At 71.3% G+C, this 25,963-nt stretch carries 20 protein-coding genes and 2 pseudogenes; 5 read left to right on the forward strand and 17 right to left on the reverse strand.

Annotation, left to right across the window (positions count from 1 at the left end; genetic code table 11):
* Positions 1-37: 37 nt before the first annotated feature.
* The 13 genes and pseudogenes from glyA to thrC all read right to left on the reverse strand — a co-directional run bounded on the left by glyA (position 38) and on the right by thrC (position 12,841).
* Positions 38-1,303 carry a serine hydroxymethyltransferase gene (gene glyA, locus ABN273_RS20380; RefSeq protein ID WP_349450508.1) on the reverse strand — a complete coding sequence of 422 codons (1,266 nt, stop codon included), beginning with the start codon at positions 1,301-1,303 and terminating at the stop codon, positions 38-40.
* Between the two features lie 49 nt (positions 1,304-1,352).
* Complete coding sequence (locus tag ABN273_RS20385; protein ID WP_349450509.1) at positions 1,353-1,727, reverse strand: hypothetical protein; 375 nt, start codon at positions 1,725-1,727, stop codon at positions 1,353-1,355.
* Positions 1,727-3,508 (reverse strand): hypothetical protein, encoded by a 1,782-nt coding sequence (locus ABN273_RS20390; RefSeq protein WP_349450510.1) that lies wholly within the window; start codon positions 3,506-3,508, stop codon positions 1,727-1,729. The genes ABN273_RS20385 and ABN273_RS20390 overlap by 1 nt, the downstream gene beginning before the upstream one ends.
* Before the next feature lie 89 nt (positions 3,509-3,597).
* Positions 3,598-4,245 (reverse strand): L-threonylcarbamoyladenylate synthase, encoded by a 648-nt coding sequence (locus tag ABN273_RS20395; protein ID WP_349450511.1) that lies wholly within the window; start codon positions 4,243-4,245, stop codon positions 3,598-3,600.
* Between the two features lie 28 nt (positions 4,246-4,273).
* Entirely contained in the window at positions 4,274-5,128 is an 855-nt protein-coding gene (gene prmC, locus ABN273_RS20400; RefSeq protein WP_349450512.1) for a peptide chain release factor N(5)-glutamine methyltransferase, read from the reverse strand.
* Positions 5,125-6,177: a peptide chain release factor 1 gene (prfA, locus tag ABN273_RS20405; protein WP_349450513.1), complete on the reverse strand. Its 1,053-nt coding sequence runs from the start codon at positions 6,175-6,177 to the stop codon at positions 5,125-5,127. The genes prmC and prfA overlap by 4 nt, the downstream gene beginning before the upstream one ends.
* 87 nt (positions 6,178-6,264) lie before the next feature.
* Positions 6,265-6,483, reverse strand: coding sequence for a 50S ribosomal protein L31 (gene rpmE, locus ABN273_RS20410; RefSeq protein ID WP_225272110.1), 219 nt, complete (start codon positions 6,481-6,483; stop codon positions 6,265-6,267).
* A gap of 121 nt (positions 6,484-6,604) precedes the next feature.
* Positions 6,605-7,227, reverse strand: a pseudogene (locus tag ABN273_RS59505) (response regulator transcription factor).
* A gap of 10 nt (positions 7,228-7,237) precedes the next feature.
* On the reverse strand, positions 7,238-7,756 hold the full coding sequence (locus ABN273_RS20425) for a sensor histidine kinase (RefSeq protein WP_349450514.1): 519 nt from the start codon (positions 7,754-7,756) through the stop codon (positions 7,238-7,240).
* A 125-nt stretch (positions 7,757-7,881) separates the two neighbouring features.
* Positions 7,882-8,235, reverse strand: a pseudogene (locus tag ABN273_RS20430) (sensor domain-containing protein); the annotation flags it as partial.
* Positions 8,236-8,397: 162 nt separating this feature from the next.
* Positions 8,398-10,395, reverse strand: coding sequence for a transcription termination factor Rho (gene rho, locus ABN273_RS20435; RefSeq protein ID WP_349450515.1), 1,998 nt, complete (start codon positions 10,393-10,395; stop codon positions 8,398-8,400).
* A 457-nt stretch (positions 10,396-10,852) separates the two neighbouring features.
* A complete protein-coding gene (thrB, locus tag ABN273_RS20440; protein WP_349450516.1) occupies positions 10,853-11,761 on the reverse strand; it encodes a homoserine kinase in 909 nt (302 codons plus the stop codon).
* Between the two features lie 21 nt (positions 11,762-11,782).
* Positions 11,783-12,841 carry a threonine synthase gene (thrC, locus tag ABN273_RS20445; protein ID WP_349450517.1) on the reverse strand — a complete coding sequence of 353 codons (1,059 nt, stop codon included), beginning with the start codon at positions 12,839-12,841 and terminating at the stop codon, positions 11,783-11,785.
* Positions 12,842-12,998: 157 nt separating this feature from the next.
* Between thrC and ABN273_RS20450 the strand changes: the two genes are divergently transcribed.
* Positions 12,999-14,525 carry a glycosyltransferase family 2 protein gene (locus tag ABN273_RS20450; protein ID WP_349450518.1) on the forward strand — a complete coding sequence of 509 codons (1,527 nt, stop codon included), beginning with the start codon at positions 12,999-13,001 and terminating at the stop codon, positions 14,523-14,525.
* 229 nt (positions 14,526-14,754) lie between these two features.
* Here ABN273_RS20450 and ABN273_RS20455 read toward each other — a convergent pair whose 3' ends face one another.
* Both ABN273_RS20455 and ABN273_RS20460 read right to left on the reverse strand, forming a co-directional pair.
* The gene (locus ABN273_RS20455) at positions 14,755-16,401 is read right to left on the reverse strand and encodes a glycosyltransferase family 2 protein (protein ID WP_349450519.1); all 1,647 of its coding nucleotides are present in this window, start codon (positions 16,399-16,401) and stop codon (positions 14,755-14,757) included.
* The gene (locus tag ABN273_RS20460; protein WP_349450520.1) at positions 16,398-17,471 is read right to left on the reverse strand and encodes a glycosyltransferase family 2 protein; all 1,074 of its coding nucleotides are present in this window, start codon (positions 17,469-17,471) and stop codon (positions 16,398-16,400) included. Before ABN273_RS20460 ends, ABN273_RS20455 begins: the two co-directional genes overlap by 4 nt.
* A 236-nt stretch (positions 17,472-17,707) precedes the next feature.
* Between ABN273_RS20460 and ABN273_RS20465 the strand changes: the two genes are divergently transcribed.
* From ABN273_RS20465 to ABN273_RS20480, 4 genes are read left to right on the forward strand one after another with little or no spacing between them, the layout of a single operon-like run.
* Complete coding sequence (locus ABN273_RS20465) at positions 17,708-18,145, forward strand: hypothetical protein (protein WP_349450521.1); 438 nt, start codon at positions 17,708-17,710, stop codon at positions 18,143-18,145.
* Positions 18,142-19,641, forward strand: a complete 1,500-nt coding sequence (locus ABN273_RS20470) for a glycosyltransferase family 2 protein (RefSeq protein ID WP_349450522.1) — start codon at positions 18,142-18,144, stop codon at positions 19,639-19,641. The genes ABN273_RS20465 and ABN273_RS20470 overlap by 4 nt, the downstream gene beginning before the upstream one ends.
* On the forward strand, positions 19,638-21,614 hold the full coding sequence (locus tag ABN273_RS20475) for a glycosyltransferase (protein WP_349450523.1): 1,977 nt from the start codon (positions 19,638-19,640) through the stop codon (positions 21,612-21,614). The genes ABN273_RS20470 and ABN273_RS20475 overlap by 4 nt, the downstream gene beginning before the upstream one ends.
* Complete coding sequence (locus tag ABN273_RS20480) at positions 21,611-23,284, forward strand: glycosyltransferase (RefSeq protein WP_349450524.1); 1,674 nt, start codon at positions 21,611-21,613, stop codon at positions 23,282-23,284. The genes ABN273_RS20475 and ABN273_RS20480 overlap by 4 nt, the downstream gene beginning before the upstream one ends.
* On the opposite strand, the gene ABN273_RS20485 is transcribed toward ABN273_RS20480, so the two are convergent.
* Together ABN273_RS20485 and lysA are read right to left on the reverse strand one after the other, a co-directional pair.
* Entirely contained in the window at positions 23,281-24,570 is a 1,290-nt protein-coding gene (locus ABN273_RS20485; protein WP_349450525.1) for a homoserine dehydrogenase, read from the reverse strand. The two genes, ABN273_RS20480 and ABN273_RS20485, sit on opposite strands and share 4 nt — an antisense overlap.
* Positions 24,567-25,949 (reverse strand): diaminopimelate decarboxylase, encoded by a 1,383-nt coding sequence (gene lysA / locus ABN273_RS20490; protein ID WP_349450526.1) that lies wholly within the window; start codon positions 25,947-25,949, stop codon positions 24,567-24,569. Before lysA ends, ABN273_RS20485 begins: the two co-directional genes overlap by 4 nt.
* Positions 25,950-25,963 lie beyond the last annotated feature (14 nt).

Raw genomic sequence — 25,963 nt, forward strand, 5'->3', positions numbered from 1 at the left:
TCCGACCTGCTGGGGCCGGAAAACAACACAGACCAGCTTAATATTCGCTGAGATATGGCTGATGGATGGCCAGAAGCGCCGAGACTCTTGCCCCGATCTCCCTGGCCCGGCCCGGCTGGCGCACTGCCCTGGTCACCAGAGTCCCCACCTCTTTCAACTCCTGGGGCCCCATGCCCTGGGTGGTCACGCACGGCGTGCCGACGCGGATCCCGGACGTGATCGCCGCCGGTTCAGGATCGTACGGGATCACGTTCCGGTTGAGCGTGATCCCCGCCGCCGCGCACCTGCGCTCCGCCTCGGCGCCGGACACGTCGAGGTCGCGCAGGTCGATCAGCGCCAGATGGGTGTCCGTGCCGCCGGAAACGGCCCGCATCCCCTCCCCCGCCAGCGCTTCCGTCAGCGCCTGCGCGTTCACGATCACGCGCCTGGCGTAGTCGGCGAACTCCGGCCGCATCGCCTCCGCGAACGCCACTGCCTTGGCCGCCACCACGTGCATCATCGGCCCGCCCTGGATGAACGGGTAAACCGCCCGGTCGATCTTCGCGGCCAGTTCCTCCGTGCACAGGATGGCCCCGCCGCGCGGCCCGCGCAGCGCCTTGTGGGTGGTGAACGTAACGACGTCCGCGTGCGGCACCGCCGACGGGATCACACCGCCCGCCATCAGCCCGCTCGTGTGCGCCACGTCGGCCAGCAGCCACGCCCCCACCTCGTCCGCGATGCCGCGGAAGACCGTGAAGTCGATCAGTCTCGGGTACGCCGTGGCGCCGCACACGATGAGCTTGGGCTGGTGCCGCAGTGCCAGGTCCCTGACTTCGTCGTAGTCGATGAGTTCGGTGTCGCGTCGCACGCCGTACGACACGACGTTGAACCATCTTCCCGAAAAATTCACCTTGGAGCCATGGGTGAGATGGCCTCCGTGCGGCAGGGCCATGGCCAGCATGGTGTCGCCGGGCTGCAGGAGCGCGGCGTAGGCGGCCAGGTTCGCCGAGGCGCCGGAGTGCGGCTGGACGTTGGCGTGCTCCGCCCCGAACAGCTTGCGGGCCCGCTGCACCGCCAGCCGTTCGGCCCGGTCCACGACCTCGCAGCCGCCGTAGTAGCGCCTGCCCGGGTAACCCTCGGCGTACTTGTTGGTGAGGGTCGAGCCCATGGCGGCCAGGACGGCGGGCGAGGTGAAGTTCTCGCTCGCGACCAGCTGGAGACCGCCCCGCTGCCGGTCCAGCTCGTCGAGCAGCACCTGGGCGAGCTCCGGGTCCTGCTTCCGCAGCAGCCCGAAGTCGGGGCCGTAGTAGGGTTCCTCACCCATTTCCCCACTGTACGACCTGATGTCCGTTTCTCCCAGCCTCGGGGTCCCTCTACTGGAACGCGTGCGGCGCGTTGGCCGTCGTCTGGATCCACCTGGGAGTGTCGGCCGCCTCGTCGCTGATCGCCGTCAGCACGTTGTGGCGATAGACGGCGAGCCTGGTGCGCCACTCGCGGATGTCCTGGACGTAGCGCTCGCCCACCGGCGCGTCCCATGTCTGAGGGCTCTTGGCCAGGCCGTACGCCTTGTCCAGTGCCGTTCTGAGGGCCTCCAGCTGGGGCAGGACGGTGTTCCATGCCACGACCAGGCGTTGGTAGTCGGGGTTGAACTCCCAGGCCCTCTGAGGGTCGTCCAGGGCTCCTGAGGCGCTGACCGGCGGGGTCTCCTTGGGGTCCCTTGGCTTGGGCGCCGGGGGGTCGACGTACATCACGCGCTCCTTTCCGGCGTGCCGGGGTCGATCTCGCCCTGCGGGCCGTCCGGCCGGATGTCCCTGGGCGCCCACTCGCCCTTGCCGTACTCGCCCGGCGGGACCTCGACCGCGGGCATGTCGAGAGGCTGGATGTCGCGGTGGTGCTCCACGACCGTCCTCAGCGCGTCCAGGCCGGGCGGGGCGACGTCCACGGAGACGACGTCGCTGCCGTCGCTCGCCCAGGCGTTGACGTTCGATGCCCCGCCTTCCGGTCCGTACGCGATCTGCACCTGGACCGATGGGTTGGTCGGCGGGATCGTGACGGGTGCCCCTTGGCCTCCCGCCCGCTGGTCACCCGTGCCTCCGGCCTCCTGATCACCGGCTCCCCGGCCGCCCGTCCCCTGGCCGTCACCCACCCCTTGACCTGCCTCGCCGCCCGAGGGCCTGTCGGGCGTGACATCCGTGCCACCCGGCGTGGTGTCGGCGCCACCGGGCCTGGTGTCGGTGCCACCGGGCCGGGTGTCGTTGCCGCCTGGGGTTGTGTCGGTGCCACCGGGCCGGGTGTCCGTGCCACCCGGGGTCGTGTCCGTGCCGCCCGGTGTGGTGTCCTTGCTGGAGGCGCAGGCGTCGTCGTTCGTGCCCCCGGTGGGGGCCGTGCCGTCCGCGGGCGTGGTGTCGTAGCCGGACGTCTCCGACAGACCCGGCATGTCCAGCGGCGGGATCTCGCGGTGGTGGCCCACCACCGTCTTCAGCGCGTCCAGGTCGGGCGGGGCGGTGTCGGCGGAGACCACATCGCTGCCGTCGTTGGCCCAGGCGTTGACGTCGGCGGCGTGGGTGGTCGCGGTGTCGGCGGGGAGCTTCGGCATGTCCGCCGGTTGCACCTTGTCGGCGTTCTCGAGCAGGTCTTCCAGTTGCTCGGCCGTGGGCGGGTCGATGGGTATCTGCAGGACCTTTACGCCGTCGACCTCCACGATCTGCGGCTTGCTCACATCCTGGTGGTCCTTGGCCGGGGTGCCGGTCGTGCCGCCGTCCGCCTCGGCGCCGCGGTCGCGCCGGCTGTCCAGGTCATCGTCCTTGGGCTGGTCAACGGGCTGATCACCAGTCCTGCCGTCGGTCCCGGTGTCCTGGCCGTTCCCCGTGTCCTGGCCGGTTCCCGTATCCTTGGCGCCGTCGCACGTCTTCCCGTCGCCGTCGGAGTCCGTCTTGCCGTCGGCATCGGTCCTGGCCTCATCACCGGTCTTGCCATCGGCGTCCGTCTTGGCCCCATCGCCGGTCTTGCCATCGGCGTCGGTCCTGGCCCCATCGCCGGTCTTGCCGTCCGCGTCGGTCCTGGCCCCATCGCCGGTCTTGCCGTCCGCGTCGGTCCTGGCCCCATCGCCGGTCTTGCCGTCCGCGTCGGTCCTGGCCCCATCGCCGGTCTTGCCGTCCGCGTCCGTCCTGGTGTCGTCGTTCTTCGGGGGAGTCTCGGCGGCCCGTGGATTGTCGTACTTGTCCCGATCCCCGCGTACGTCCTTGGGCTCGTCGTCCTGCGTGGACCCCGCCCCCGTCCCCGGAACGTCGCCCCGCGGCTGGTCGACCCGCTTCTCCAGCACCCCGAGCCGGACGTTGACGTCCTTGACCATCGCGTCGGCCGCATCCGCGACCTGGGCGGGGCGGTGGGTGGTCACGGTGGACACCCCGGCCCGGCTCATGGCGAGCCTGACCCGGTCCTCGACCGCACGCATCTGCGTGGCCGCGTGTTTCACCTCGGTCAGCAGGTCGCGGACCAGCTTGGGATCCATGCCGTCGAACTTGCCCATGGGCCACTCCCGGACGTAATCACCGCTCCGGGGCTCACCGTAATGTCGGCCGGAGCACGATCGCAGCCGGGATAAGCAGACGGTATACGTCAGTCGTCGGTGGCGACGTACCCGATGATGCCGCGCAGCTTCTCCACCGGGATCGCCCCGCGACGCAGCAGCCTGGGCACGGCCGTGGTGAGGTCGAGGATGGTGGAGGGCGTGTTGTCGGTGGTCTTGCCGCCGTCGAGGTAGACCGCGACCGAGTCGCCGAGCTGCTCCTCGGCCTCCTCCGCCGTGGTGGCGGCGGGGCCGCCGGAGCGGTTGGCGCTGGAGACGGCCATGGGGCCGGTCTCCTTGAGCAGGTCGAGCGCCACCGGGTGGAGCGGCATGCGTACGGCCACCGTGCCCTTGGTCTCCCCCAGGTCCCAGGAAAGGGCCCTGTTGGCCTTGCAGACGAGCGTGAGCGGCCCAGGCCAGAAGGCGTCTATCAAGTCCTGCCCGTACGGCCCGAGGTCGTCTATGAGCGCTGTGGCGGCTCTGACGGTGCCCACGAGCACGGGCGGCGGCATCTCGCGGCCCCGGCCCTTGGCGTCGAGCAGCGCGGTGACCGCCGACGGCGTGAACGCGTCGGCGCCGATGCCGTAGACGGTGTCGGTCGGCAGGACCACGAGCTCGCCACGGCGCACCACGGCGGCGGCCTCTGTCAGCCCTTCGGTCCGCTGTTCCAGATCGGAGCAGTCAAAGCGTCTTGCCACGATCCTCATCACCTCGCTCGCATGGATCCTAGTCCTGGCCCAGCCGGGCCGTGACGAAGCGGTCTCGTCTGGTGAGGTCCTGGCGGAGGCGCACGTCACGCCAGCCGTTGTCCTCGGGAAACGTCAGGTAGACCGCCCTGCCCTGCTCGTCCGCGTGCTCGACGGCCACCCAGCCGCCCGGCCGCAGCAGGCGGCGGGCCGTGCGCTCGACCGCGCGCACCTCGCCCAGCCCGTCGTCACCGGAGCCGTACAGCGCCCTGGAGGGGTCGTAGTCGCGCACCTCGGGGTCGCGCGGGATCGCGCCCGGCGGGATGTAGGGCGGGTTGGAGATGACCAGGTCGACCTTGCCGTTGAGCTCGGGCAGCGCCTCCGCGAGATCCTCGGGGTGCAGGTGGGTGCGGCCCTGGCCGAGCTCGGAGATGTTGCGCTTGGCCCATGTGTACGCCCCGGGATCGACCTCCACGGCGTGGACCTCGGCCAAGGCCACCTCCTGGGCGATCGACAGCGCGATCGCGCCGGAGCCGGTGCCGAGATCGACGACGAGCGGGGCGGTCACGTCCATCGCGCGCAGCGTCTCGATGGCCCAGCCCGCCACCACCTCGGTCTCGGGCCGCGGCACGAACACGCCGGGCCCGACCGCCAGCTCGAGGTAGCGGAAGTAGGCGTGGCCGGTGATGTGCTGCAGCGGCTCGCGGGCCTCGCGCCTGGCCACGCCCTCCCAGAACAGCGCGTCGAAGTCGGCGTCCTTGACCGTGTGGAGCTCGCTCCTGCGCACGCCGTGGACGAATGCCGCGATCTCCTCAGCGTCGGTGCGCGGTGAGGGAACACCTGCCTCGGCCAGCCGGGCAGTGGCTAGGGCGATCTCGTCCAGCAGAAATGTCATGAGTGTTGTGCGAGCTTCTCCGCCATCTCGGCGTCGATGAGGGACTGGGTGACGGCGTTGAGCTCGCCGTCGAGAACCTGGTCGAGGTTATACGCCTTGAAGCCGACCCGGTGGTCGGAGATGCGGTTTTCCGGGAAGTTGTAGGTGCGTACGCGCTCGGAGCGGTCGACCGTGCGGACCTGCGACTTGCGCTCGGCCTGCGCGGCGGCCTCGGCCGCCTCCTGCGCGATGGCCAGCAGCCGGGCACGCAGGATGCGCAGGGCCGACTCCTTGTTCTGGAGCTGGCTCTTCTCGTTCTGGCACGAGACGACCACGCCGGTGGGCAGGTGGGTGATGCGGACCGCGGAGTCGGTGGTGTTGACGCTCTGGCCGCCGGGGCCGCTGGAGCGGTAGACGTCGATGCGCAGGTCGTTGGGGTCGATCTGGACGTCGACCTCCTCCGCCTCTGGGTAGACGAGCACGCCCGCGGCGCTGGTGTGGATGCGGCCCTGGGACTCGGTGACGGGCACCCGCTGCACGCGGTGGACGCCGCCCTCGTACTTGAGCCTGGACCACACGCCCTCGTCGCCCTTGGCCCTGATGCCGACCGTGACGTCTTTGTAGCCGCCCAGGTCGGAGGGCTGGCTGTCGATGATCTCAGTCTTCCAGCCGAGGCGCTCGGCGTATCTCAGGTACATCCGCAGCAGGTCGCCCGCGAACAGCGCGGACTCCTCACCGCCCTCGCCCGCCTTGATCTCCATGATGATGTCCTTGTCATCGTTGGGATCACGCGGGATGAGCAGGTGCTTGAGCTTCTCCTCCAGCTGGGGGATGCGCTCCTCGATCTCGGCGGCCTCGGCCGCGAACGCCTCGTCCTCGCCGGCCAGCTCCTTGGCGGCGCTCAGGTCGTCGCGGGCCGCGTCGAGCTCGCGGTAGGTGCCGATGATGGGCGTGAGCTGGGAGTAGCGCCTGCCCAGCGCGCGGGCCTTGCCCTGGTCGGCGTGCACGGCGGGGTCGGCGAGCTGCAGCTCCAGCTCGGAATACTCCTTGAGCAACTCGTCGAGGTTCACCGTGGGTCCTTAGTTTTGGGGTTCGGCCATTTCACCAACAACGCCGACCCGGCGCACGGAAGTGCGTCCGGGCCGGCGTCGGTGAAGCTACTTGCCCGTGGCCTTCTTGCCGAAGCGCTTCTCGAAGCGAGCCACCCGGCCGCCGGTGTCGAGGATCTTCTGCTTGCCGGTGTAGAACGGGTGGCAGGCAGAGCACACGTCGGCGTGGATGACGCCGTTCTTGGCGGTGCTACGGGTGGTGAACGTGTTGCCGCAGGAGCAGGACACCTGCGTCACGTGATACTCAGGGTGGATGTCGCGCTTCATCGCTGTCCTTTCGGGGTGCGGCCGCCGGGTCGCCTCACGCACGGCGTGAACCGGAACCGCTAAATGGTCAGCTACCAGTGTGCCAGATCGTCCAACCATCCCAGGCCATCGCGCATTCCCGTCAACGGCCCAGGTACGTCAGAACGGCGAGCACGCGGCGGTGATCCTCCGGCGCCGGGCCGAGTGCCAGTTTGGTAAAAATGCCGGAAATATGCTTCTCCACGGCGCCTTCCGTGACGACCAGCCTGGTCGCGATGGCGGTGTTAGAGCGCCCCTCGGCCATCAGCGCGAGCACCTCGCGCTCGCGCGGCGAGAGCGAGGTGAGCGGAGCGCGGCGCTGGCGGCTCATCGACCCGCACCTCGCCATGAGCGGCGAGGAGTCCCGCCCCGCCTTCGGCGGGAACTCACGGCGCGGACACCGCGAGTTGTGGAACGGGGTGCTTGGCGCTTCACAGACCCGACCATCGCCTGGAGGTCTCCACGCCCTGAGACGACCGGCCCGGCCGCCTTGTGATTTCGTTCTGTGCGGGCTTGATTACTGTCCGCACGTTGATGGTAGCGGACGTTCTGGGTCCGCGCCATGCGTACGTCGACGATCGCCAGGTCGGGCCCGTGCTCCAGCACCGCGGACACCAGGGCGGACCCGTCCGAGACGGCCGCGACGGTCTCGATGCCGCCGTCGGCGAGCAGGCGTGCCAGCCCCTCGCGCAGCAGTACGGAGTCCTCGGCGATGACCACACGCATGGCCACATGACTACCACTCGCAGGGGAGCTCCGCACGCAAGAGCGTGGGACCGCCCACGGGGCTGTGCAGGACGAGCACGCCGTCGATGGTGGCGGCCCGGTCGGCCAGCCCGGACAGGCCGCCGCCCGGGCAGACGACCGCCCCGCCGATGCCGTTGTCCCACACGTCGACGACCACGCCGCGGTGGTCCCTGACCACCGTGACCGACGCCTCGGTGGCGCCGGAGTGCTTGGCCATGTTGGTCAGCGTCTCGGCCACGATGAAGTACGCGATGCTTTCGACCGCGGCGGGTGGCCGCTCGCCCAGCTCGACGGAGACGTCCACGCGGATGGGCGCCCGCGCAGCCAGGCCCGACAGGGCCGCGTCCAGGCCGCGGTCGCTCAGGATGGCCGGATGGATGCCCCTGGCCAGGTTGCGCAGCTCGGCGATGGCCGCCTTCGTGCCGGCGTGGGCCTGGGCGATGAGCATCCTGGCCGCCTCGGGCTCGTTGTCGAACTTCGACTGCGCCCGCACCAGGTCCACCGCCACCGACAGCAGCCGCTGCTGCGCGCCGTCGTGCAGGTCGCGCTCGATCCTGCGCCGCTCCGCCTGGACGCGGCCGTCTCGACCAGGCCGAGCGGGAGCAGCATCAGCAGGTAGCCCAGGTCCTGCCAGGTGGCCGCGTCCGCCAGCAGCCAGCGCAGATGCGCGCCGAGCCCGCGTTCCGGCCTGGGGTGGTACGGGTCGGCGATCTTGACGCCGAACGCCGCGTGCATCAGCCGCCGCTCCAGCATCGCCCCGCCGCGCCACATCAGCACCGTGGCCATCATCAGCGGCACGCCCACCCACACGACCGTCAGCGTGAGCGCGACGGGGATGGTCACGGACAGCACGACGAACCAGCCGAGCCCGAGCGCCCCGGTGACCCCCAGGTACGGCGCCGCCCGCCACGTCATCGGGTCGGCCACGATGCCCAAGGGGCCCTTGGGTCCTAAGGGGACACGGTCCTTCAACGCCGCTGATCGCATGTCCCCAGAGTGCACGCGAGAAGGGCCGAGGTGAATCCGGGAGGCTCCGTCGTCGAGGTAGGGCTAACCCCCGCCCCGGCACTCCGACGAACCTCCGCCTCGCCACACAGAAAAGGGGCGGCAGGGGAGAAACCCCGGCCGCCCCTTCAGTACCAGGAGCCGCTAGTCGCGGTCGTTGCTCACCGTGGTCTTCTGGACCTGCAGGAGGAACTCCGCGTTGGACTTGGTCTCCTTCATCTTCTCCAGCAGCAGCTCGAGCGCCTGCTGCATGTCCAGAGCGTGCAGCACCCGCCGCAGCTTCCAGACGATCTGGAGCTCGTCCTTGCCCATGAGGATCTCTTCCTTACGCGTGCCGGACGCGTCCACGTCCACCGCGGGGAAGATCCGCTTGTCGGCCAGGGACCGGTTGAGCTTGAGCTCGGCGTTGCCGGTGCCCTTGAACTCCTCGAAGATGACCTCGTCCATCTTGGACCCGGTCTCGACCAGGGCCGTGGCGAGGATCGTCAGCGAGCCGCCGTTCTCGATGTTGCGGGCGGCGCCGAAGAAGCGCTTGGGCGGGTAGAGCGCCGTGGAGTCGACACCACCCGACAGGATGCGCCCGGATGCCGGGGCCGCCAGGTTGTAGGCGCGGCCGAGGCGGGTGATCGAGTCGAGCAGGACGACCACGTCGTGGCCCAGCTCCACCAGGCGCTTGGCCCGCTCGATGGCGAGCTCGGCGACCGTGGTGTGGTCCTCGGCGGGACGGTCGAAGGTCGAGTGGATGACCTCGCCCTTGACCGACCGCTGCATGTCGGTGACCTCTTCCGGCCGCTCGTCCACGAGCACGACCATCAGGTGGCACTCGGGGTTGTTGCGGGTGATCGCGTTGGCGATGGCCTGCAGCACCATCGTCTTACCGGCCTTGGGCGGCGAGACGATGAGGCCGCGCTGGCCCTTGCCGATCGGCGAGACGAGGTCGATGATCCTGGTGGTCAGGATGTTCGGCTCGGTCTCGAGGCGCAGGCGCTCCTGCGGGTAGAGCGGCGTCAGCTTGTTGAAGTCGGGCCGGTTGCGGGCCTGCTCCGGGTCCATGCCGTTGACGGTGTCGAGGCGGACCAGGGCGTTGAACTTCTCGCGCCGCTCGCCGTCGCGGGGCTGCCGGACGGCGCCGGTGATGACGTCGCCCTTGCGCAGGCCGTTGCGGCGGATCTGGGCGAGCGAGACGTAGACGTCGTTGCTGCCCGGCAGGTAGCCGCTGGTCCTGACGAACGCGTAGTTGTCGAGGATGTCGAGGATGCCGGCGATCGGGATGAGCACGTCGTCGTCGCCGATGACGGGCTCGTTGCCCTCGAAGCGGTCACGGCCACGGCCGCGGTTGCGCTCCCTGAAACGGCCCCTGCGGCCGCGCCCGCGCTCGTCGTCGTCGCCGCCGCGCTGCTGGTCGCCTCGGTCGCCTCGCTGGTCGCCCCGGTCGCCCCGCTGGTCACCCCGCTGGTCACCCCGGTCGCCCCGCTGGTCACCCCGGCCACCGGAGTCAGCGGCGCGCTCACGCTGCTGCTCGGCGCGGCCGCCGTCGCGGCCGCTCTCTGCACGGCCGCCCTCACCGCGGTCGCTGCCCGAGCGGTCGCCACGCTCGCGGCGCTCGCCGCGGCTGCGACGCTCGCGGCGGCTCTCGCCGCGCTCGGCGCGCGTCTCGCTCTGCCCGCTCTCCACGGCCTGGGCCTGCTGCTCCACGACCGGCTCTGCCGGCGCGGCAGCGGCGACCGGCTCGGGGGCCGCGGCCACGGGCTCCGCCGGCTGCGCGGCGGGCTGCGGGGCGGGCTCCTCGGCCGTCTTGGCGCGGGAACGTTCCCTGCGCGTACGGGTGGGGCGCTCGGCGGCAGGCGCCGCGTCCGCCGCGGCAGGAGCCTCGGCCGCCGGGGCGGGGGCCGGTGCGCCTTCGCCGGAACCGCCACCCTGCTTCTCCTGGATGGCCGCGATGAGCTGGCTCTTCCGCATGCGCCCGGTCCCGCTTATGCCCAGCTCAGCTGCCATCTTCTGCAGCTCGGGCAGCACCTTGGCGGACAGGCCGGTGCCGGAGCGACGCGCACGGGTGGTCTTGGCCGGTGCGCGGGTGGGGGTGTCGCCGGACGCCGGCTCTGCGCCTGATGCGTCGGAGAGGAGTTCGGTGGTGTCGCTCAACTAAAAGGTCCTTCCCAGGGGTCGGGCGCCGGTTTCGTTCTGCCGGGCGTCCCGGAGGTGCTTGCGATCCGGCGGGACAGACCGGGTCGGGGTGCACTCTGCGATCTTCGGCAGTCGCTGTGGACGGCCGCCACTCTTGGGGAGGGGCTCGTCCAAGCCGCCACAGGGCCGTGGCGCGTGGCTGACACCCCCCAGATTGCTGTCGCCAACCAGATGTCGATGTGTCTCGAACGCGCAGGTCCCCGTCGTCGTCGCCTCGTTTCGAGCCAACCGGGTGTGGGCCAACCGGAGGCAACGGATTCCGGGGAGACAGCCGCGCTGCCCACGCCTCGCGACGTGAAACATGATGCAGCGATGTGTGGCTGACAAGCACGCACCCACCAAGGGGGCATCTGGTGCGGCTACCAGCCTAACATCACCAGCGCACACGGCTATTCCCTGAAGGTCTAAAGAGGCATCAGCGTGTCTCGGGGAACTGAACGTTCGCACCAACCGGGTCGACGTCCATTTGCTGGATGTGCCAGTCATTACCCACTTCTGGCGCGATCAAATCCTGCGTATCCGATGTCGAAAACGCAAGAACCGTGGGACCCGCTCCCGAAACGACCGCGGGCACGCCCACAGCACGGAGACGTTCTACCAGATTCGCGGTGTCCTGCATCGCAGGCGCGCGATAGTGCTGGTGGAGTCGGTCTTCGGTGGCCGCGAGCAGAAGCCCTGGCTCCGGCTGCCAGGTCAGCGCGGCGATGAGCAGCGCGGCCCGGCCGGCGTTGAACGATGCGTCCTTGTGGGGCACGTCCTTCGGCAGTAGTCCCCGTGCGGTCTCCGTGGCCAGCCGGGTCGACGGAACGACCACGACCGGGCGGATGCGCTCGTCGGGAACCAGTTTCACCATATGCGGCGTCCCCGCATGGTCGGACCAGGCCACGGTCAGCCCGCCGGCCAGGCAGGGGGCGACGTTGTCCGGATGGCCCTCCATCTCGGTGGCCAGCGCGAAAACCTCGTCGTCCGAAAGTTGTTCGCCCTCAGCCAAAGCGCGGGCGGCCAGGATGCCCGCGCAGATGGCCGCCGAGGAGGATCCCAGCCCGCGCGCGTGCGGGATCCTGTTGTGGCAGCGCAGGCGTATCCCGTCGGGCTGGGCGACCCCCATGCGGTCGAACGCCGCCCGCATCGCCCTGATGACCAGGTGCCCGTCCCCGAGGGGGACCTCCCCGGCGCCCTCGCCCGACACGACCACGCGGGTCCCCGGCTCGTCGGTGAGCGTGGCCTCGACGTCGTCGTACAGGCTCAGCGCCAGCCCGAGCGCGTCGAAACCTGGCCCCAGATTCGCCGAGGTTGCGGGCACGCGAATCTGAACGGTCTTCAATTTGCCTCCACGTGCTCGCCGTCAGGCGAGGTTGAGCGCCGCCGCCGCGGCGTGAACGTCGATGGGGATGACGACGGGCGCGGGCGCGCCCGAGATCGCCCAGTCGGGGTCCTTGAGCCCGTTGCCCGTGACCGTGCAGACGATGCGCTGGCCCGGGTCGACGAGCCCCTGCGAGTGTGCCTGCAGGAGCCCCGCGACGCTGGCCGCGGAGGCCAGCTCGACGAAGACGCCCTCTTCCTGCGCGAGCAGTTTGTACGCCGCCGCGATCTGCCTGTCGGTCACCGCCTGGATGACGCCGCCCGACTCGTCGCGGGCCGCGGTGGCCAGCGACCAGGAGGCCGGATTGCCGATGCGGATGGCGGTGGCGATCGTGTGCGGATGGGCGACGGGCGCGCCCTGCACGATGGGCGCCGCGCCGCTGGCCTGGAAGCCGAACATGCGCGGCCGCTTGGTCGACACCCCGTCGGCGGCGTATTCCTGGTAGCCCATCCAGTAGGCCGAGATGTTGCCCGCGTTGCCCACCGGGATGCAGTGGATGTCCGGCGCGTCACCCAGCGTGTCGACGATCTCGAACGCGGCCGTCTTCTGTCCCTGAAGCCGGAACGGGTTGACCGAGTTGACCAGCGCGATCGGGTAGCTGGACGACAGCTTGCGGGTCATCTCCAGGCAGTCGTCGAACGACCCCTCGACCTGCAGCAGCGTGGCCCCGTGGACGAGCGCCTGGGCGAGCTTGCCCATGGCGATCTTCCCCCGCGGCACCAGCACGGCGCAGGTCAGCCCGGCGCGGACGGCGTAGGCCGCGGCCGAGGCGGAAGTGTTGCCCGTGGAGGCGCAGATGACCGCCTTGGCCCCCTCCTCGACCGCCTTGCTGATGGCCATGGTCATGCCGCGGTCTTTGAAGCTGCCGGTCGGGTTGGCGCCCTCGACCTTCAGGTAGACGTCGCAACCCGTGAGGGCGGACACGCGGTGCGCGGGCACCAGCGGCGTGCCGCCTTCGAGCAGCGTGATGACGGGCGTCTTCGGACTGACGGGAAGGCGCTCGCGGTATTCCTCGATGAGGCCACGCCACGACCTGCTCATGATGGCTCCCTACCTGCGGTGTTCGGCACAGAGTGTACGGGGTGCGGCGGACCGGCGCGGAGCCCGCGTCCCCCGGCCGGACAGATCCATTGGACAGGGGCACTATTCAGGAAATTCTCAGCATCTCCCGATAAGGTCTCGGCAGGGGGTCACCACCATGAACGCGCGTCCTGCTTTGAGGCAGAACGACTATTCACCGATCGCGGCGCCGGAGCTCGGCGCCTGGTCACCCGCCCTTTCCGTGAGCGTGGTGATACCGGCTCACGGCGGGCAGGAGAAACTCGACCTGTCGCTGGCGGCGCTGGCCGCGCAGACGTACCCGGGCCATCTCGTGGAGGTCCTGGTCGTCGACGACGGCAGCGAGCCGCCCATCCGGCTGCCCGAGATCCGCCCGGTCAACAGCCGCATCGTGCGGGTGCGCGACGGCTGGGGCATCTCCAACGCCGTCAACACCGGCGCCAAGGCCGCCGACGGCGAGATCATCCAGCGGCTCGACGCCGACATGGTGGCCTGCCGCGAGCACATCGAGGCGCTGGCCCGATGGCACCACGTGACGGACTACCTGGTCACGATCGGGATGAAGAAGTTCGTGGACGCGCCGCCGGTCACGCCGCGCCAGGTCTACCAGGCGGGACACCTGGGAGAGGTGTTCGACCTGGCCGGGGCCGTGTCGAGCTCCACCGAGGCGACGATCGCCAAGACAGACGGCCTGCGCAAGAGCCGCAACCCCTATCACGTGTGCACAGGGCCGACCTTCGCCCTTCCCAGGGAGGTCTTCCACGCCGTGGGCGGTCTCGACCCGACCGTGGTGCGCGGGGAGGACACCGAGTTCTCCTACCGGCTGGCCATGCACGGCGTGGTGTTCATCCCGGACATGGAGGCGCAGGCCGTACACCTCGGGCTGCCCGCGCAGCACCGCGACAGGGAACGCGCCGTGCGGGCCGTGGAGCCGTACCTGGCGCACCGGATCCCGCTCCGCCGGGACCTGCGCAAGGACCAGGGGCGGCGGTGGCTGGTGCCGTACGTGGAGATCGTGCTCGACGTCACGGACACCTCTGAGTCGGTGGTGCGGCAGGCCGTGGCGGCGGCGCTGGACGGCAAGCTGCAGGACGTGGTGGTGACGCTGGTGGCCCCGTGGTCGCGGCTGAACTCCTCGCGCCGTTCCGTCCTGTCGGACCCGTGCTTCGAGATGCGGCTGATGCGTGACCTGTTCGCGCACGACGAACGCATCCGCCTGATCGACGAGGCCGCCCCGACGCCCGCGCCCACGCCGTTCCGCTACCGGGGGCCTGTGGACGTGCCACTGCATCGGGTGACGCTGGAGCGCATGATCGAGTCGGTGCAGAAGGATCTCACGGGAGTGCTGATCGTCGACCTGCCCGACGGGCGCACGGCCCGCCTGGAGCGCACCTCGGCCCTCGGCCGCGCCGCCCTCCTCGCCGACCCCGGAGCCGACCCCGCAGCCGACGTGGACGACGTCATCGCCACCACCCACGGGGTACGCCACGAGGCTCCGAACCGCTTCTGGCCCGCCCCCAAGCAGCCCGACCCGGTGACCATCCCGGCTCCCGCCGCCACCCCTGCCCCGGCCCCGGCCCCGGCCCTGGCGCCGGTGACGGTCTCGGTGACGCCGACGGAGAAGACGCTGCTGCGCCGCCTGAAGTCCGCCCTCCGGCCCAACTGACGCTTCCGGCACAGTCGGCTGCTCAGACCAGCACCGCCACGCCGCTCAGCGACACCTCACCACACAAGGCGCGCATCCCACATGAGGTGCGCGCCGCCGCACAAAGCGCGCATCATCACAAGGAGCACGCGGCCACACAAAGCGCGCACCACCACGAGGATCGCGCCGCCGCACAAGGGCGCGCCACCGGACGCGCGCGTAACCCGGCGGGCGGCGCAAACGGGGCAGGTCAGCCGCGTAGCCGTCTGCGTAAGGCGCGTTTCATCGTCGTCGACACCGCGGCCCGCAGGCTCTGCTGGGCGCGGCTGGCGGCGGCCAGCTGGCGGCGCAGCGTGCCGACCTCGCGCCGAAGCTCCACCGCCGACTTGCGCCAGCGCCCCGCCTCCTCCTTCCACTTGGCCACCTGCGCCCGCAGCCGCTCCGCCTCCTTGGCCAGCCGGGCCGCCTCGGCCTGGGCCTCCACCCTGGCCCGGTACGACCCCCGCCGCCCGAGCAGAGGCGCGGCCTCGGTGGTGAACCCGTACGTCTCGCCCTCCACCCAGGAGACGCCCGACACCGCGTCCACCACGTCGTCGAGGTCTTCCTCCGGAGCCGCCACGAGGTGGGCCCTGGCGAAGGCGGACGTGCGTTCCAGGCGGGCCGCGACGACGCCCTGGGACGACTCGTGGAGCAGCACGTTCACCAGGCCCAGGCCCTCGTCGCGGGCCAGGTCGAGCAGGCGGGCGAGCGAGTCCTCGCCGGGGATCCAGCCGGTCGGCAGGCGCAGCACGAAGGGCACGGCCGGGTCGACGGACTCCGTGGGGTACAGGCGTACCCGTCCCTCGTGCCGGTAGTGGCCGTGGACCAGCACCAGTTCGAGGTCGGGGTCCTTCAGCGGCGCGCGGCGGTCGCGCTCGAGGGAGTTCCACGGGCCGAGGAGGAGCACGGAGATGTCGGGAACGGTGCCGGCGAGCAGCGCGTCCACGGTGTCGCGCACCGCGTCGTAGCCCGCCGTGCCGTCCACCACCACGGTGACGTACGGGACCTTCCACTGCCGCCCGGAATGCCCGCGCAGCCAGCGGTAGGACGGGATCCGGTCGGCCACGAACGCGTGGCTCACCCGGTCGATCGGCTGCTTGTCGCGCATCCGCATCGTGGGCCCGAGGTGGTACGCGCGCGCCGCGGGCTCCGGCACGAAGACCGCGCCCGCCTGGCTGAGCCGGTAGCCCAGCTCGGTGTCCTGGCCCAGGATCAGCTCGTCGTCCATCGGGCCCGCCGCCTCGACGAGCCGGGCGTTGACCGAGGTCGCGCCCCCAATGTGCAGGCTGAACGGGCGCTGGGGGTTGTCGGTGAGGCCGTCGGTGCGCTCGACCAGGTCGACGATCCAGGCGTGCGGCTCGGCGGGTTCGAAGTGCTCGTCCAGGTCGGCGGGGAGCTCGGCGGGCAGCTCCGCGTCGGTGAAGCGGATGTAGCCGGTCACGACGAGGTAGGGGGCGGCGTGGTGCCAGCGCATGTGGGCCTCGATCGCGCCCGGGGTGAGCACCACGTCGGAGTCGAGCCAGTGGATCACGTCGCCCGTCGCCTGGGCCAGGCCGGCGTTGCGGGCGGCGGCGCGCCCCGGCTCCGCGCAGACGATCAGGCGCGTGTCCTCTGGGCGGACGGCGGGCAGGCGCAGCGGGGGTGTGCTGCCGTTGTCGACGACGATGACCTCGGTCAGCTCCGCCGGGTACGTCTGCCTGGCCAGCCCGGCCAGCACCAGGTCGAGCGCGTCCTGCCGGCCGTAGGCCGGGATGACGACGCTGACTTTGAGCTCCGGGGTGAAGTCACCGGCGAGGGGCTCGATGACCCGGTAATCGTTGCCTCGCACCCTGACCGAGCCGGCGGCACTCGTCTTCATGCGGCTTCCATCAGCAGGCTGGGGCGGAAGCCGCGCCACTGGTTGACGGCCACCTTGAGGAAGTGGGCCAGCGGCAGCTGCCAGGTGTGCTCGTCGCTGAGCCCTCTGCGCAGGACGTAGCCCAGCCCGTGAGTACGGTAGACGCGCGCACCGGCCTTTTGCGCCAGTTTCAGGAATTCCAGATCAACGGCCCGCGGTAACCAGGGAAATCCACCAATTTCCCAAAATTTCTCCCGAGATGCCAAGATCGTCCCGCCGGCCACATGATCGGCCCACACCTCGCTCGGATACGCCGCCCCGCTGGCGAACGTCGTGCGCCGCACCGTGGCCCGTAACGGCTCCAAGTAGAAGAACTCCGCCGTCGTGCCCACCACATCGGCCCCCGAGTACGACAGAGCCATGAACAGATCTCCCAGGTGGCGAGGCCCGTACCAGTCGTCGTCATCCCATTTCGCCAGATAGTCGCCGCTCGCGAGCGACGCCAACCGGTTGAGCACCTCGCCGAACGGCACGGACTCCGGCGCCTCGATCCATTTCACGGGCAGCGAACAGGACTCGACCGGCTCGCGTACCTCCTCGAACCCCACCCCATGCAGCCCGAGCAGCACCTCGACCTCGACGTCCCGCTGCGCCTCCATCTGGGCCAGCGCCGCCCCGACCATCCCTGACCGCCTGCTTGACATGATGATGCTGATCTTGGGCTTGGCGACGGGGTGCGCCAGGCGGCGCAGGCGCACGCTGTGCTCCTCCCTGCGCAGGTCGGCCAGCGAACGCGCGCCGCAATCGGCCGCGTGGCCGAGCCAGTCGCGGTCGGTGAGCACCGCCGCCAGGTCGCCGGGCACCCAGGGCGCCGCCCGCTCGGCGGTCAGCGGGATCCCGGCGGCGGCCAGGCGCAGCAGACCTTCCAGGGGCACCTCGGCGGCGGGCCACTCAATCTCCAGGCCGCGCAGCGGGCGCAGCGCGGGCACGTCGGGCGCCTGACCCTCGACCGCCCAGCCGCCGTCTGCCCAGTGCAGGCGGGCCAGCCCCTTCTCCGGCGTACGCGCGAAGCCACAAGGGGTGATGGACATGGGCCTCCTTGAGACTCGGTCGGCGCCTACCTTACGCCGGTTTTACTGACTGGTAGACCCGGCCGCCACATTCGGCAGGCCCTATGCCGCAGGCGAATCGGACATGATTCTCAGTTTTCCTCCAGGAACCTGTGGCACCGTAGGGACGGTTGTTTATTAAGGTGTCAATAATCCCGTGATGTCCCTGACGCCCGGTGATGTCCCGACAAGCGTTGAACTACGAAAGGTATGCGCGGATGCTTTCGCCCCGCCGGCTGGCGGCGACCGCCGCAATCCTTGCAGCTCTGGCCGTCGGAGTGCTCGCGCTCCTCGTGCTCGCCGACCTGATCACCCTCGGCGCGGCCGCGACCGCGGTGGCCTTCCTGGTCACGCTGGCGGCCCTCGCGTTCCTCGTGCTCACCGTGCGCCGAGTCGACGGCAAGGCGCACCGGATCGACCTGCGGATCAAGAAGTACGAGGCGGAGCTGGCGCGGACCACCACCGCGCTCAAGAAGATCGAGACCAGGCTGGACCTGCTGGTGCAGGCGGTCGAGGACTCGGCCGCGCGGCGGGCCGACGATCTCGGCGCGATCCTGGCCTCGCTCGGGGAGGACCGGGTGAACGCCATGGCGCGGGCGCGAGAGGTGGAGGAGCTGCGCGAGGAAGTCCGCGCGCTGGCCAAGGACTCCGTATGACGCGGGTCAGGCACAACGACTACGGGGTGCTGCGCCCGCCTGCGGTGGGCGCGTGGGAGCCCGCGCTGCGGGTCTCGGTGGTCATCCCGGCCTACAACAGCGGGGAGGCGCTGGAGCGCACGGTTCCGGCGCTCGCGCGGCAGACGTATCCCGCTGAGCTGATGGAAGTGGTGGTCGCGGACGACGGGAGCGAGCCAGCGCTCGACGTGCCGGGCGCCCGGGTCGTACGGGTGGCCGGCGGGTGGGGGCGCGGCGCGGCCAGGCAGGCGGGGCAGCTCGCGGCCACCGGGGACGTGATCCACTGGCTCGACTCCGACATGCTCCTCGCGGACGACCACATCGAGGCGCACATGCGCTGGCACCACCTGATCGACTACGCGGTGGTGATCGGGGACACGCGGTTCGTGGAGAAGCCGGGCGAGGAGGGCGTCCAGTCCGAGTACACGAGGAAGACCCTGGAGTCCTCCAGGCGGCTCAAGGACGCGGGCGCGAGCGCGTACCTCCTGCACACGGGCGCGTCCACGTCCGTACGGGCCGATCTGCTCCGCGCGGCGGGCGGCGTGGACACGTCCCTGAACATGGCCGAGGACACCGAGCTCGGCTACCGGCTGGCGCAGGCGGGAGCGGTGTTCATCCCCGACGCTGAGGCCAGGGCGTGGCATGTCGGGCCCTCCACCGTGATGTTGCGGGAGAAGGAGGTGCACCGGCACAACTGGTCCTACCTCGGCGACTTCATCCCCGTCCTGCGCTGGCTGCGCAGCCATCCCAGGCGTCACTGGCGGGTGCCGTACGTGCAGGTGGTCGTGGCCGCGACCACCTACGAGGAGACGCGGGCCACCGTGGACTCGGCTCTCGCGGGCACGCTCACCGACGCGGCCGTGACGATCGTCGGCCCTTGGGGCAAGCTGACCGGCGAACGCCGCTCCAACCTCGACGACCCCTTCCTCGACCTGCGCCTGCTGGACAATCTCTACGCGCACGAGCCCCGCGTGTCGTTCGCGGAGAGCGTACCCGTCTCCGCCGCGCCCGCCCCCTTCCTGCTCAGCGTGCCCACCGGGTGGGTGCTGGGCGCCGACACCCTCTCCAGGCTCGTCCGTCATGCGGACCGCGACCTGCTCGGCCTGGTCAGCGTCGCGCTGTCGGAGGGCACGTCAGGGGTCGTGGCCGCCCGCCTGGAGCGCACGGCGGCGTTCGGCCGCGCCTCCCTGTTCGACGGCGGGGCCGATGACCTGGTGGACGAGATGTTCGGGTCCGAGTGGGTCAGCGGCGGCGAGTACGGCTTCGCGACGGCGGAGGAGGCCGAGCCGCTGGCTGGGGATCCCGCGAAGTGGCGGGCCCTGGCCGGGGAGCGGCAGAAGGAGGTCAAGAAGCTGCGCGCGGAGGTGGAGCGGCTCGCGGCCGAGGTCGAGCGGCTGTCCGCCGAGCCGCCTGCCGACGACCGGGCGGGCCGTGGCGGGTTGAGCTCGCTGATCAGGCATCTGCGGAGCGCCGGATGATCCGGGAGTTGGTGGCGGAGCTACGCGGGGCGCGCGTCTTCTTCGCCGGAATCGACGACGTCGCCCCGATCTACGCCGCTGTCGGCCGCCAATCCGCCGACGGTACGCGGGAGGTCGCGGACCTCGACCGGGACCTGCTGGAGCCGCCCGCAGAACCCGAGCAGGCGGCCGAGGTCCTCGTGCTGGCCAGGACGCCGGCCGACCTGCGCAGGATCGCGACGCTGCACAAGCTGTTGCCCCAGGCCGAGCGGGTGGTGGTGGCCGTGCTGGACACGCCCGCCGCCCATCCCGCGCCGGTGCCCACGCCGACGCCCGCGCACCGGTGGCGGTCTTTGACGGATTTGCGGGTGTACCAGCCCAGGAACCGGGTCTGGGTGGTCGATGCCCGGTTCTCCGCGCCCACGCCCGCGGGCCGTACCGTGACGGCGACGGCGCGGGCGTTCGCGGGGCACCGCCTCGACGTCATCGCGGCCCCCGCGGCGGCGATCGCGGGCGTCGGGGCCGCGGACTGGCGCCCCGGCGACCCGAACGCGACACCCGCCGAGGTGACGGGGCCGGTGCCCGAGCGGGTGGGCGCGCCGGGCAGCGACGTGGTGCTCCGCACGCTCGCGCGGACCGGCGAAGCGGCGCGGCAGAACGGCGCGGCGGAGACCGGCCACGTCGTGGCCGCGGAGGTCGTCGAGTGGGCCGGGGACGAGACGCCCATCGAGCGTCCGACGCTGCGGGCCGCGAGCTGGGAGCGCCTCGGGCGACCGGGGATGGCCGGCTCGCCGCTGGCCGACCCCGACGTGCTGGGCGAGCCCTCCATGATTCCGCCCGTGGACGAACGCCTCGTGAACCCCCAGGGCTTCGTCACCACCCCCTCGCGCGGCATGGCGTCGCTGGCCGAGCGGGACGGCCGGTGGTCGGTGGTGCTGGACGGGAAGGTCGTGACGTCGTTCGCCGAGTCCGGCGGGGTAACCGACGCAGACGTGGCCAGATTGCGGCAGATCCGCGGCGTCGAGGTGGACTGGCGGCACGCGCACAGCGGTCCGCTGGCCGCCGTGCGGGTGCTGGCCGGGCTGGCCGCCGCCGGGGTGCCGCTGCGCGCGGAGGCGGTGCCGCGATGGGCGGGCGCACTCAGTGACGAAATAATCGGGCTAATCGAGCATTGTCCGGATATTTCAGATGATTTGCGGCGCGAGGAGCACAGCATCCGCCTGCGCCGCGCCGCACTCCGTACCCACGGTGTCGCCGCACGATGGGAGCAGCTCGGCGCTCCGGCCCCCGCTCCCCCGCTCACCTCGGTGCTGCTGGCGACCCGCCGCACCGACATGGTGTCGTTCGCGCTCGACCAGGTCGCCCGCCAGCGCGGCGCGCAGCTCGAGGTGATCCTCGCCCTGCACGGCGTCTCCCAGGACGACCCGGACGTGGCCAAGGCGATCGCGGCGTTCGAGGGCCCGCTGACGGTGTTCGAGGCCGATCCCCAGGCCGTGTTCGGCGAGGTGCTGAACGACGCGGCCGCGCGGGCCTCGGGGTCGTTCCTGCTGAAGATGGACGACGACGACTGGTACGGCCCCGACTTCCTGTCCGACCTGCTGCTGGCGCATTCGTACTCGGGCGCCCAGGTGGTCGGCACGGTGCCGGAGTTCGTGTACCTGTCGTCCATCGACGTCACCGTGCACCGCAAGCAGGTCACCGAGCAGATCACCAGCTTCATCGCCGGGGGGACGATCCTGGTGGAGCGTTCGGCGTTCCAGGCGGTGGGCGGGTTCCGGCCGCTGCGGCGCTCGGTGGACACCCAGTTCCAGGAGGCCCTGCAGGCGGCGGGCGGGCAGATCTACCGTACGCACGGGCTCGGCTACATCCTGCGCAGGGGCCCGGCGGCCAACCACACGTGGCGGGAGCCGATCGGGACGTTCCTGCAGCGCAACAGGCAGCAGTGGCGCGGCTTCCGCCCGAACGCCCTCATGGCCATAGACGGGACCCCATGACAGGCATTCCGCGCATCCGGCGCAACGACTTCGGCGTTCTCACCCCGCCCGCCCTGGGCGAATGGGAGCCCACGCTCACGGTCACGGTCGTCATCCCGGCCCACGACCGCCAGGACACGCTGGACCTCGCCCTGGCCGCCCTCGCCGCCCAGAGCTACCCCGAGCGCCTCATCGACGTCATCGCCGTGGACGACGGCAGCGCCACCCCACTCCGCCTCCCCGAGCTCGCCCCGGCGCGGACCAAGCTGATCTCCAGCCCGCCGGGCGGCTGGGGCCGGGCCTGGGCCGTGCAGGCGGGCCTGGACGCCGCGACCGGTGAGGTCGTGTTCGTCCTGGACGCCGACATGGTCCCGCACAGGCAGCACGTGGAGGCCCAGCTCCGCTGGCACCACCTGGCCCCGTACGTGGTGGCGCTGGGCTGGATCGACTTCACCGCCGCCACCGACCTCCCGACCCAGGAGCAGGTACGCCAGGCGCTGGAGACGGGCGCGGAAGGCGAGCTCTTCCCTCTCGCGCCGCACCGCCACGACTGGGCCGAGCGGATCATCCACGACCACGACGGCCTGCGCACCGCCCCCAGTTCCCTGGCCACCCGCGTCCACGTGGGCGCCACGGTGTCGTACCCGGCCGCGCTCCTGCGCTCGATCGGCGGCATGGACACGTCCCTGGTCCTGGCCGAGGACACGGAGCTGGGCTACCGCCTCACCCAGGCGGGCGCGGTGTTCGTCCCGGACCCGCAGTCCCGTGCGTGGCACATCGGGCTCCCGACGGCGATGCGCGACTTCGCGGCGCTGAAGCGGTACAACGACCCGTACGTCGCCGACCGGGTCCCCTACCGCCGCTACCTCCGCACCGGCGCCGGCCGCCAGTGGCTGGTGCCGTACGTGGACGCCACGGTGCAGGCCGGCTCGTACGAGGACGTCCGGGCGACGGTCGACGGCCTCCTGGCGAGCTCGATCCCGGACATCAGGGTCACCGTCCCCGGCCGGTGGGACGCCTTGACCGCCGGCCGCCGCTCCCCGCTCGGCGACCCGTACCTCGACCTCCGCCTCATCCACGCGAACTTCGCCCACGACCCCCGCGTCCACCTGACCGGGCCGCTCGAGGGGACGCCCCCGTTCCGGCTCTCGGTCCCGCCCGGCTGGGTCCCCGCGAAGGACACGGTGGCACGCCTGGTGGCCCACATGGAGGAGCACGACCTGGGCGCCGTCTGCGTGGCCCTGGAAGAGACCGCGGAGGGCGTCACGCTCGCCCGCCTGGACCGTACGGCGGCCCAGTCCCGGGCCGCGCTGGTGGCGGCACCGGACGACGACTGGGACGACCTCATCGACGCCCTCTTCGGCCTGGAGTGGCTGGACGGGGAGAGCTGGGGGTTCAGGCGCCGCCCCGCGGTCTATCCGCCGCGCAAGAAGCCGGTCTCGGAGGTCGCGCGGCTCACGGCCGAGCACGACAAGGAGATCGCCCGTTACCGCAAGCGCGTGGCCGCGCTCCGGGCGGAGATGGCGCAGCTGCGGCGCGAGGCAGGCAAGAACAGCAGGGACGCGGCCCGCTGGCGCGAGAAGGCCGAGGCCTGGCGCAGGGAGGCGGTCCGCCTCGCCCGCGCCCAGAACCGCACGGTGCTCAAGAGAGCCGTCCGCAAGGTCCGCAGCCTGGCCTTCCCAGAAGGCTAGTCGTCGCCCTCGACGCGCATCACGCTGGCCACGGCGCGTACGATGTCCAGCTCCCGCAGCTCCTCCATGGTCGCCGACAGCGCCGCGTCGGTGGCGCGGTGGGTGACGATGACGAGCTGGGCGTCGTCCCCGTGCCCCTCCTGGCGCACGGTCTGGATCGACACGTCGTGCTTGGCGAACAGCTCGGCCACCCGCGCCAGCACGCCCGGCTTGTCGGCCACGTCGAGAGCCACGTGGCAGCGCGTGACCGTGTCGCCCATGGGATGGGCCGTCAGGTCCGCGTAGGTCGACTCCTCAGGCCCGCGCGTGCCCGCCAGGCGGTTTCTGGCGACGGCCACCAGGTCGCCCAGGACAGCCGACGCGGTGGGCGCGCCGCCCGCCCCCTTGCCGTAGAACATGAGCTGCCCCGCCGACTCCGCCTCCACGAAGACCGCGTTGTACGCCTCCCGCACCCCGGCCAGCGGATGCGTCCGCGGGATCATCGCCGGGTGCACCCGCACCCCGAACGAACGGCCGTCGTCGGAGCGGGCGCAGATGGCCAGCAGCTTGATGACGTAGCCCATGTCCTTGGCCGAGGCGACGTCGGTGGCGGTGATCTCGGTGATGCCCTCGCGGTGCACCTCGGCGGCCGTGACGCGGCTGTGGAAGGCGAGCCCGGCCAGGATGGCGGCCTTGGCGGCGGCGTCGAAGCCCTCGACGTCGGCCGTCGGGTCTGCCTCCGCGTAGCCCAGGGTCTGGGCCTCCTCCAGGGCGTCGGTGAAGGACGCCCCGGTCGTGTCCATCTTGTCGAGGATGTAGTTGGTGGTGCCGTTCACGATGCCGAGCACCCGCTTGACGTGGTCACCGGCCAGCGACTCGCGCAGGGGGCGCAGCAGCGGGATGGCCCCGGCCACGCTGGCCTCGAAGTAGAGGTCGCCGTTGCCCTTCCTGGCGGCCTCGTGCAGGGTGGCGCCGTCCTCGGCCAGCAGCGCCTTGTTGGCCGTGACCACCGACTTGCCCCTGGACAGGGCCGAGACGATCAGCGTGCGGGCGGGCTCGATGCCGCCGATGACCTCGATGACGATGTCGACGTCGTCGCGGGTGACCAGCGCCTCGGCGTCGGTGGTGAACAGCGCGGGATCCACGTCCACGTCGCGCTTGCGGCCGAGCCGGCGCACCGCGACCCCGGCCAGCTCCAGCGGGGCGCCGATGCGCGCGGCGAGGTCGCCGGCCTGCTCGTGCATGAGCCTGATGACCTGCGTGCCGACGACGCCACAGCCCAGGAGAGCCACCTTCAGCGGTTTCACAGCTGCCCCCTCAACAGGTCGTCCTCGGTCTCGCCCCGCACGATCACCCGTGACTCGCCGCCGGAGACGGCGACCACGGCGGGCCTGGGCAGGTAGTTGTAGTTGCTGGCCAGCGAGCGGCAGTAGGCGCCCGTCGCGGCCACCGCGATCAGGTCGCCGGGCGCGAGGTCCGCCGGCAGGTGGAAGTCGCGCACGATGATGTCGCCGCTCTCGCAGTGCTTGCCGACCAGGCGGCTGAGCATGGGCTCGGCGGTGCTCTCGCGGCTGGCCAGCACGGCGGTGTATTCGGCGCCGTAGAGCGCGGTGCGCACGTTGTCGCTCATGCCGCCGTCGATGCTCACGTACGTGCGCAGGCCCTCGACGTCCTTGACGGTGCCGACCTCGTACAGGGTGATGCCCCCGGGACCGACGACGGTGCGCCCCGGCTCCACGGTCAATCTGGGCACGGGCAGGCCGGCGTCCTTGCAGACCTTGGTGACGATCTCGCGCAGGCTGTCGGCCAGCTCCTTGATGTCGGGCGCCTCGTCGCCCTCGACGTAGGCGATGCCGTAGCCGCCGCCGAGGTCGAGCTCGGGCAGCACGACGCCGTGCTCCTGCTTGATCTGCACGAGCAGCGCGGTCAGGCGCCTGGCCGCCACCTCGAACCCGGCCGTGTCGACGATCTGGGACCCGATGTGCGAGTGCAGCCCGACCAGCTCGAGCTGCGGGAGGGCGAGGACGCGGCGCACGGCCTCGGCGGCGGCCCCGGTGTTGAGCGACAGCCCGAACTTCTGGTCGTCGTGCGCCGTCGCGATGAACTCGTGCGTGTGCGCCTCGACCCCGGTGGTCACCCGGATCATCACCTTGGGCCGCTTGCCCAGCTGCTCGGCGAGGTAGCCGAGCCTGGCGATCTCCTCGTACGAGTCGGCCACGATGTGCCCGACCCCGGCCTCGAGCGCCCTGGTCAGCTCGGCGGCGGACTTGTTGTTGCCGTGCATCGTGATGCGCTCGGCGGGGAACCCGACGCTGAGCGCGACCGCCAGCTCGCCGCTGCTGGCCACGTCGAGCCCGAGGCCCTCGTCGTGGAGCCAGCGCACGATCTCCTTGCACAGGAACGCCTTGCCGGCGTAGTGGACCTCGGAGCCGGCGAAGGCCGTGGCGTAGTCGCGCATGCGCGAGCGCACGTCGGCCTCGTCGAGGACGTAGAGCGGCGTTCCGTGCTCGCGGGCCAGATCGCGCACGTCCACACCGCCGACAGTGAGCGCGCCATCGGTCCGGGTCGACGTTCGCGGCCAGATCGCGGGGTTGATCCGGTTGAGGTCGGCGGGCGCCACCGGCGGGCGCTCGTGGGGCAGCATCTCGGCATGCCGGTCCCCGGCGGGATGGACGAATCGGCTCACCCGATCGAGGCTAT

This window comes from Nonomuraea sp. B19D2 (assembly GCF_040137845.1).
Classification (GTDB): domain Bacteria; phylum Actinomycetota; class Actinomycetes; order Streptosporangiales; family Streptosporangiaceae; genus Nonomuraea.

Excerpts from the sequence above, each read along its gene's own strand:
- ABN273_RS20455 (WP_349450519.1), bottom strand. The coding sequence starts at position 16,401 with ATGAAGACGAGTGCCGCCGGCTCGGTCAGGGTGCGAGGCAACGATTAC.
- thrC (WP_349450517.1), bottom strand. The coding sequence starts at position 12,841 with ATGAGCAGGTCGTGGCGTGGCCTCATCGAGGAATACCGCGAGCGCCTT.
- ABN273_RS20470 (WP_349450522.1), top strand. The coding sequence starts at position 18,142 with ATGACGCGGGTCAGGCACAACGACTACGGGGTGCTGCGCCCGCCTGCG.
- ABN273_RS20475 (WP_349450523.1), top strand. The coding sequence starts at position 19,638 with ATGATCCGGGAGTTGGTGGCGGAGCTACGCGGGGCGCGCGTCTTCTTC.
- prmC (WP_349450512.1), bottom strand. The coding sequence starts at position 5,128 with ATGACATTTCTGCTGGACGAGATCGCCCTAGCCACTGCCCGGCTGGCC.
- ABN273_RS20460 (WP_349450520.1), bottom strand. The coding sequence starts at position 17,471 with ATGTCCATCACCCCTTGTGGCTTCGCGCGTACGCCGGAGAAGGGGCTG.
- ABN273_RS20390 (WP_349450510.1), bottom strand. The coding sequence starts at position 3,508 with ATGGGCAAGTTCGACGGCATGGATCCCAAGCTGGTCCGCGACCTGCTG.
- ABN273_RS20480 (WP_349450524.1), top strand. The coding sequence starts at position 21,611 with ATGACAGGCATTCCGCGCATCCGGCGCAACGACTTCGGCGTTCTCACC.
- ABN273_RS20465 (WP_349450521.1), top strand. The coding sequence starts at position 17,708 with ATGCTTTCGCCCCGCCGGCTGGCGGCGACCGCCGCAATCCTTGCAGCT.
- ABN273_RS20450 (WP_349450518.1), top strand. The coding sequence starts at position 12,999 with ATGAACGCGCGTCCTGCTTTGAGGCAGAACGACTATTCACCGATCGCG.
- rpmE (WP_225272110.1), bottom strand. The coding sequence starts at position 6,483 with ATGAAGCGCGACATCCACCCTGAGTATCACGTGACGCAGGTGTCCTGC.
- glyA (WP_349450508.1), bottom strand. The coding sequence starts at position 1,303 with ATGGGTGAGGAACCCTACTACGGCCCCGACTTCGGGCTGCTGCGGAAG.
- ABN273_RS20385 (WP_349450509.1), bottom strand. The coding sequence starts at position 1,727 with ATGTACGTCGACCCCCCGGCGCCCAAGCCAAGGGACCCCAAGGAGACC.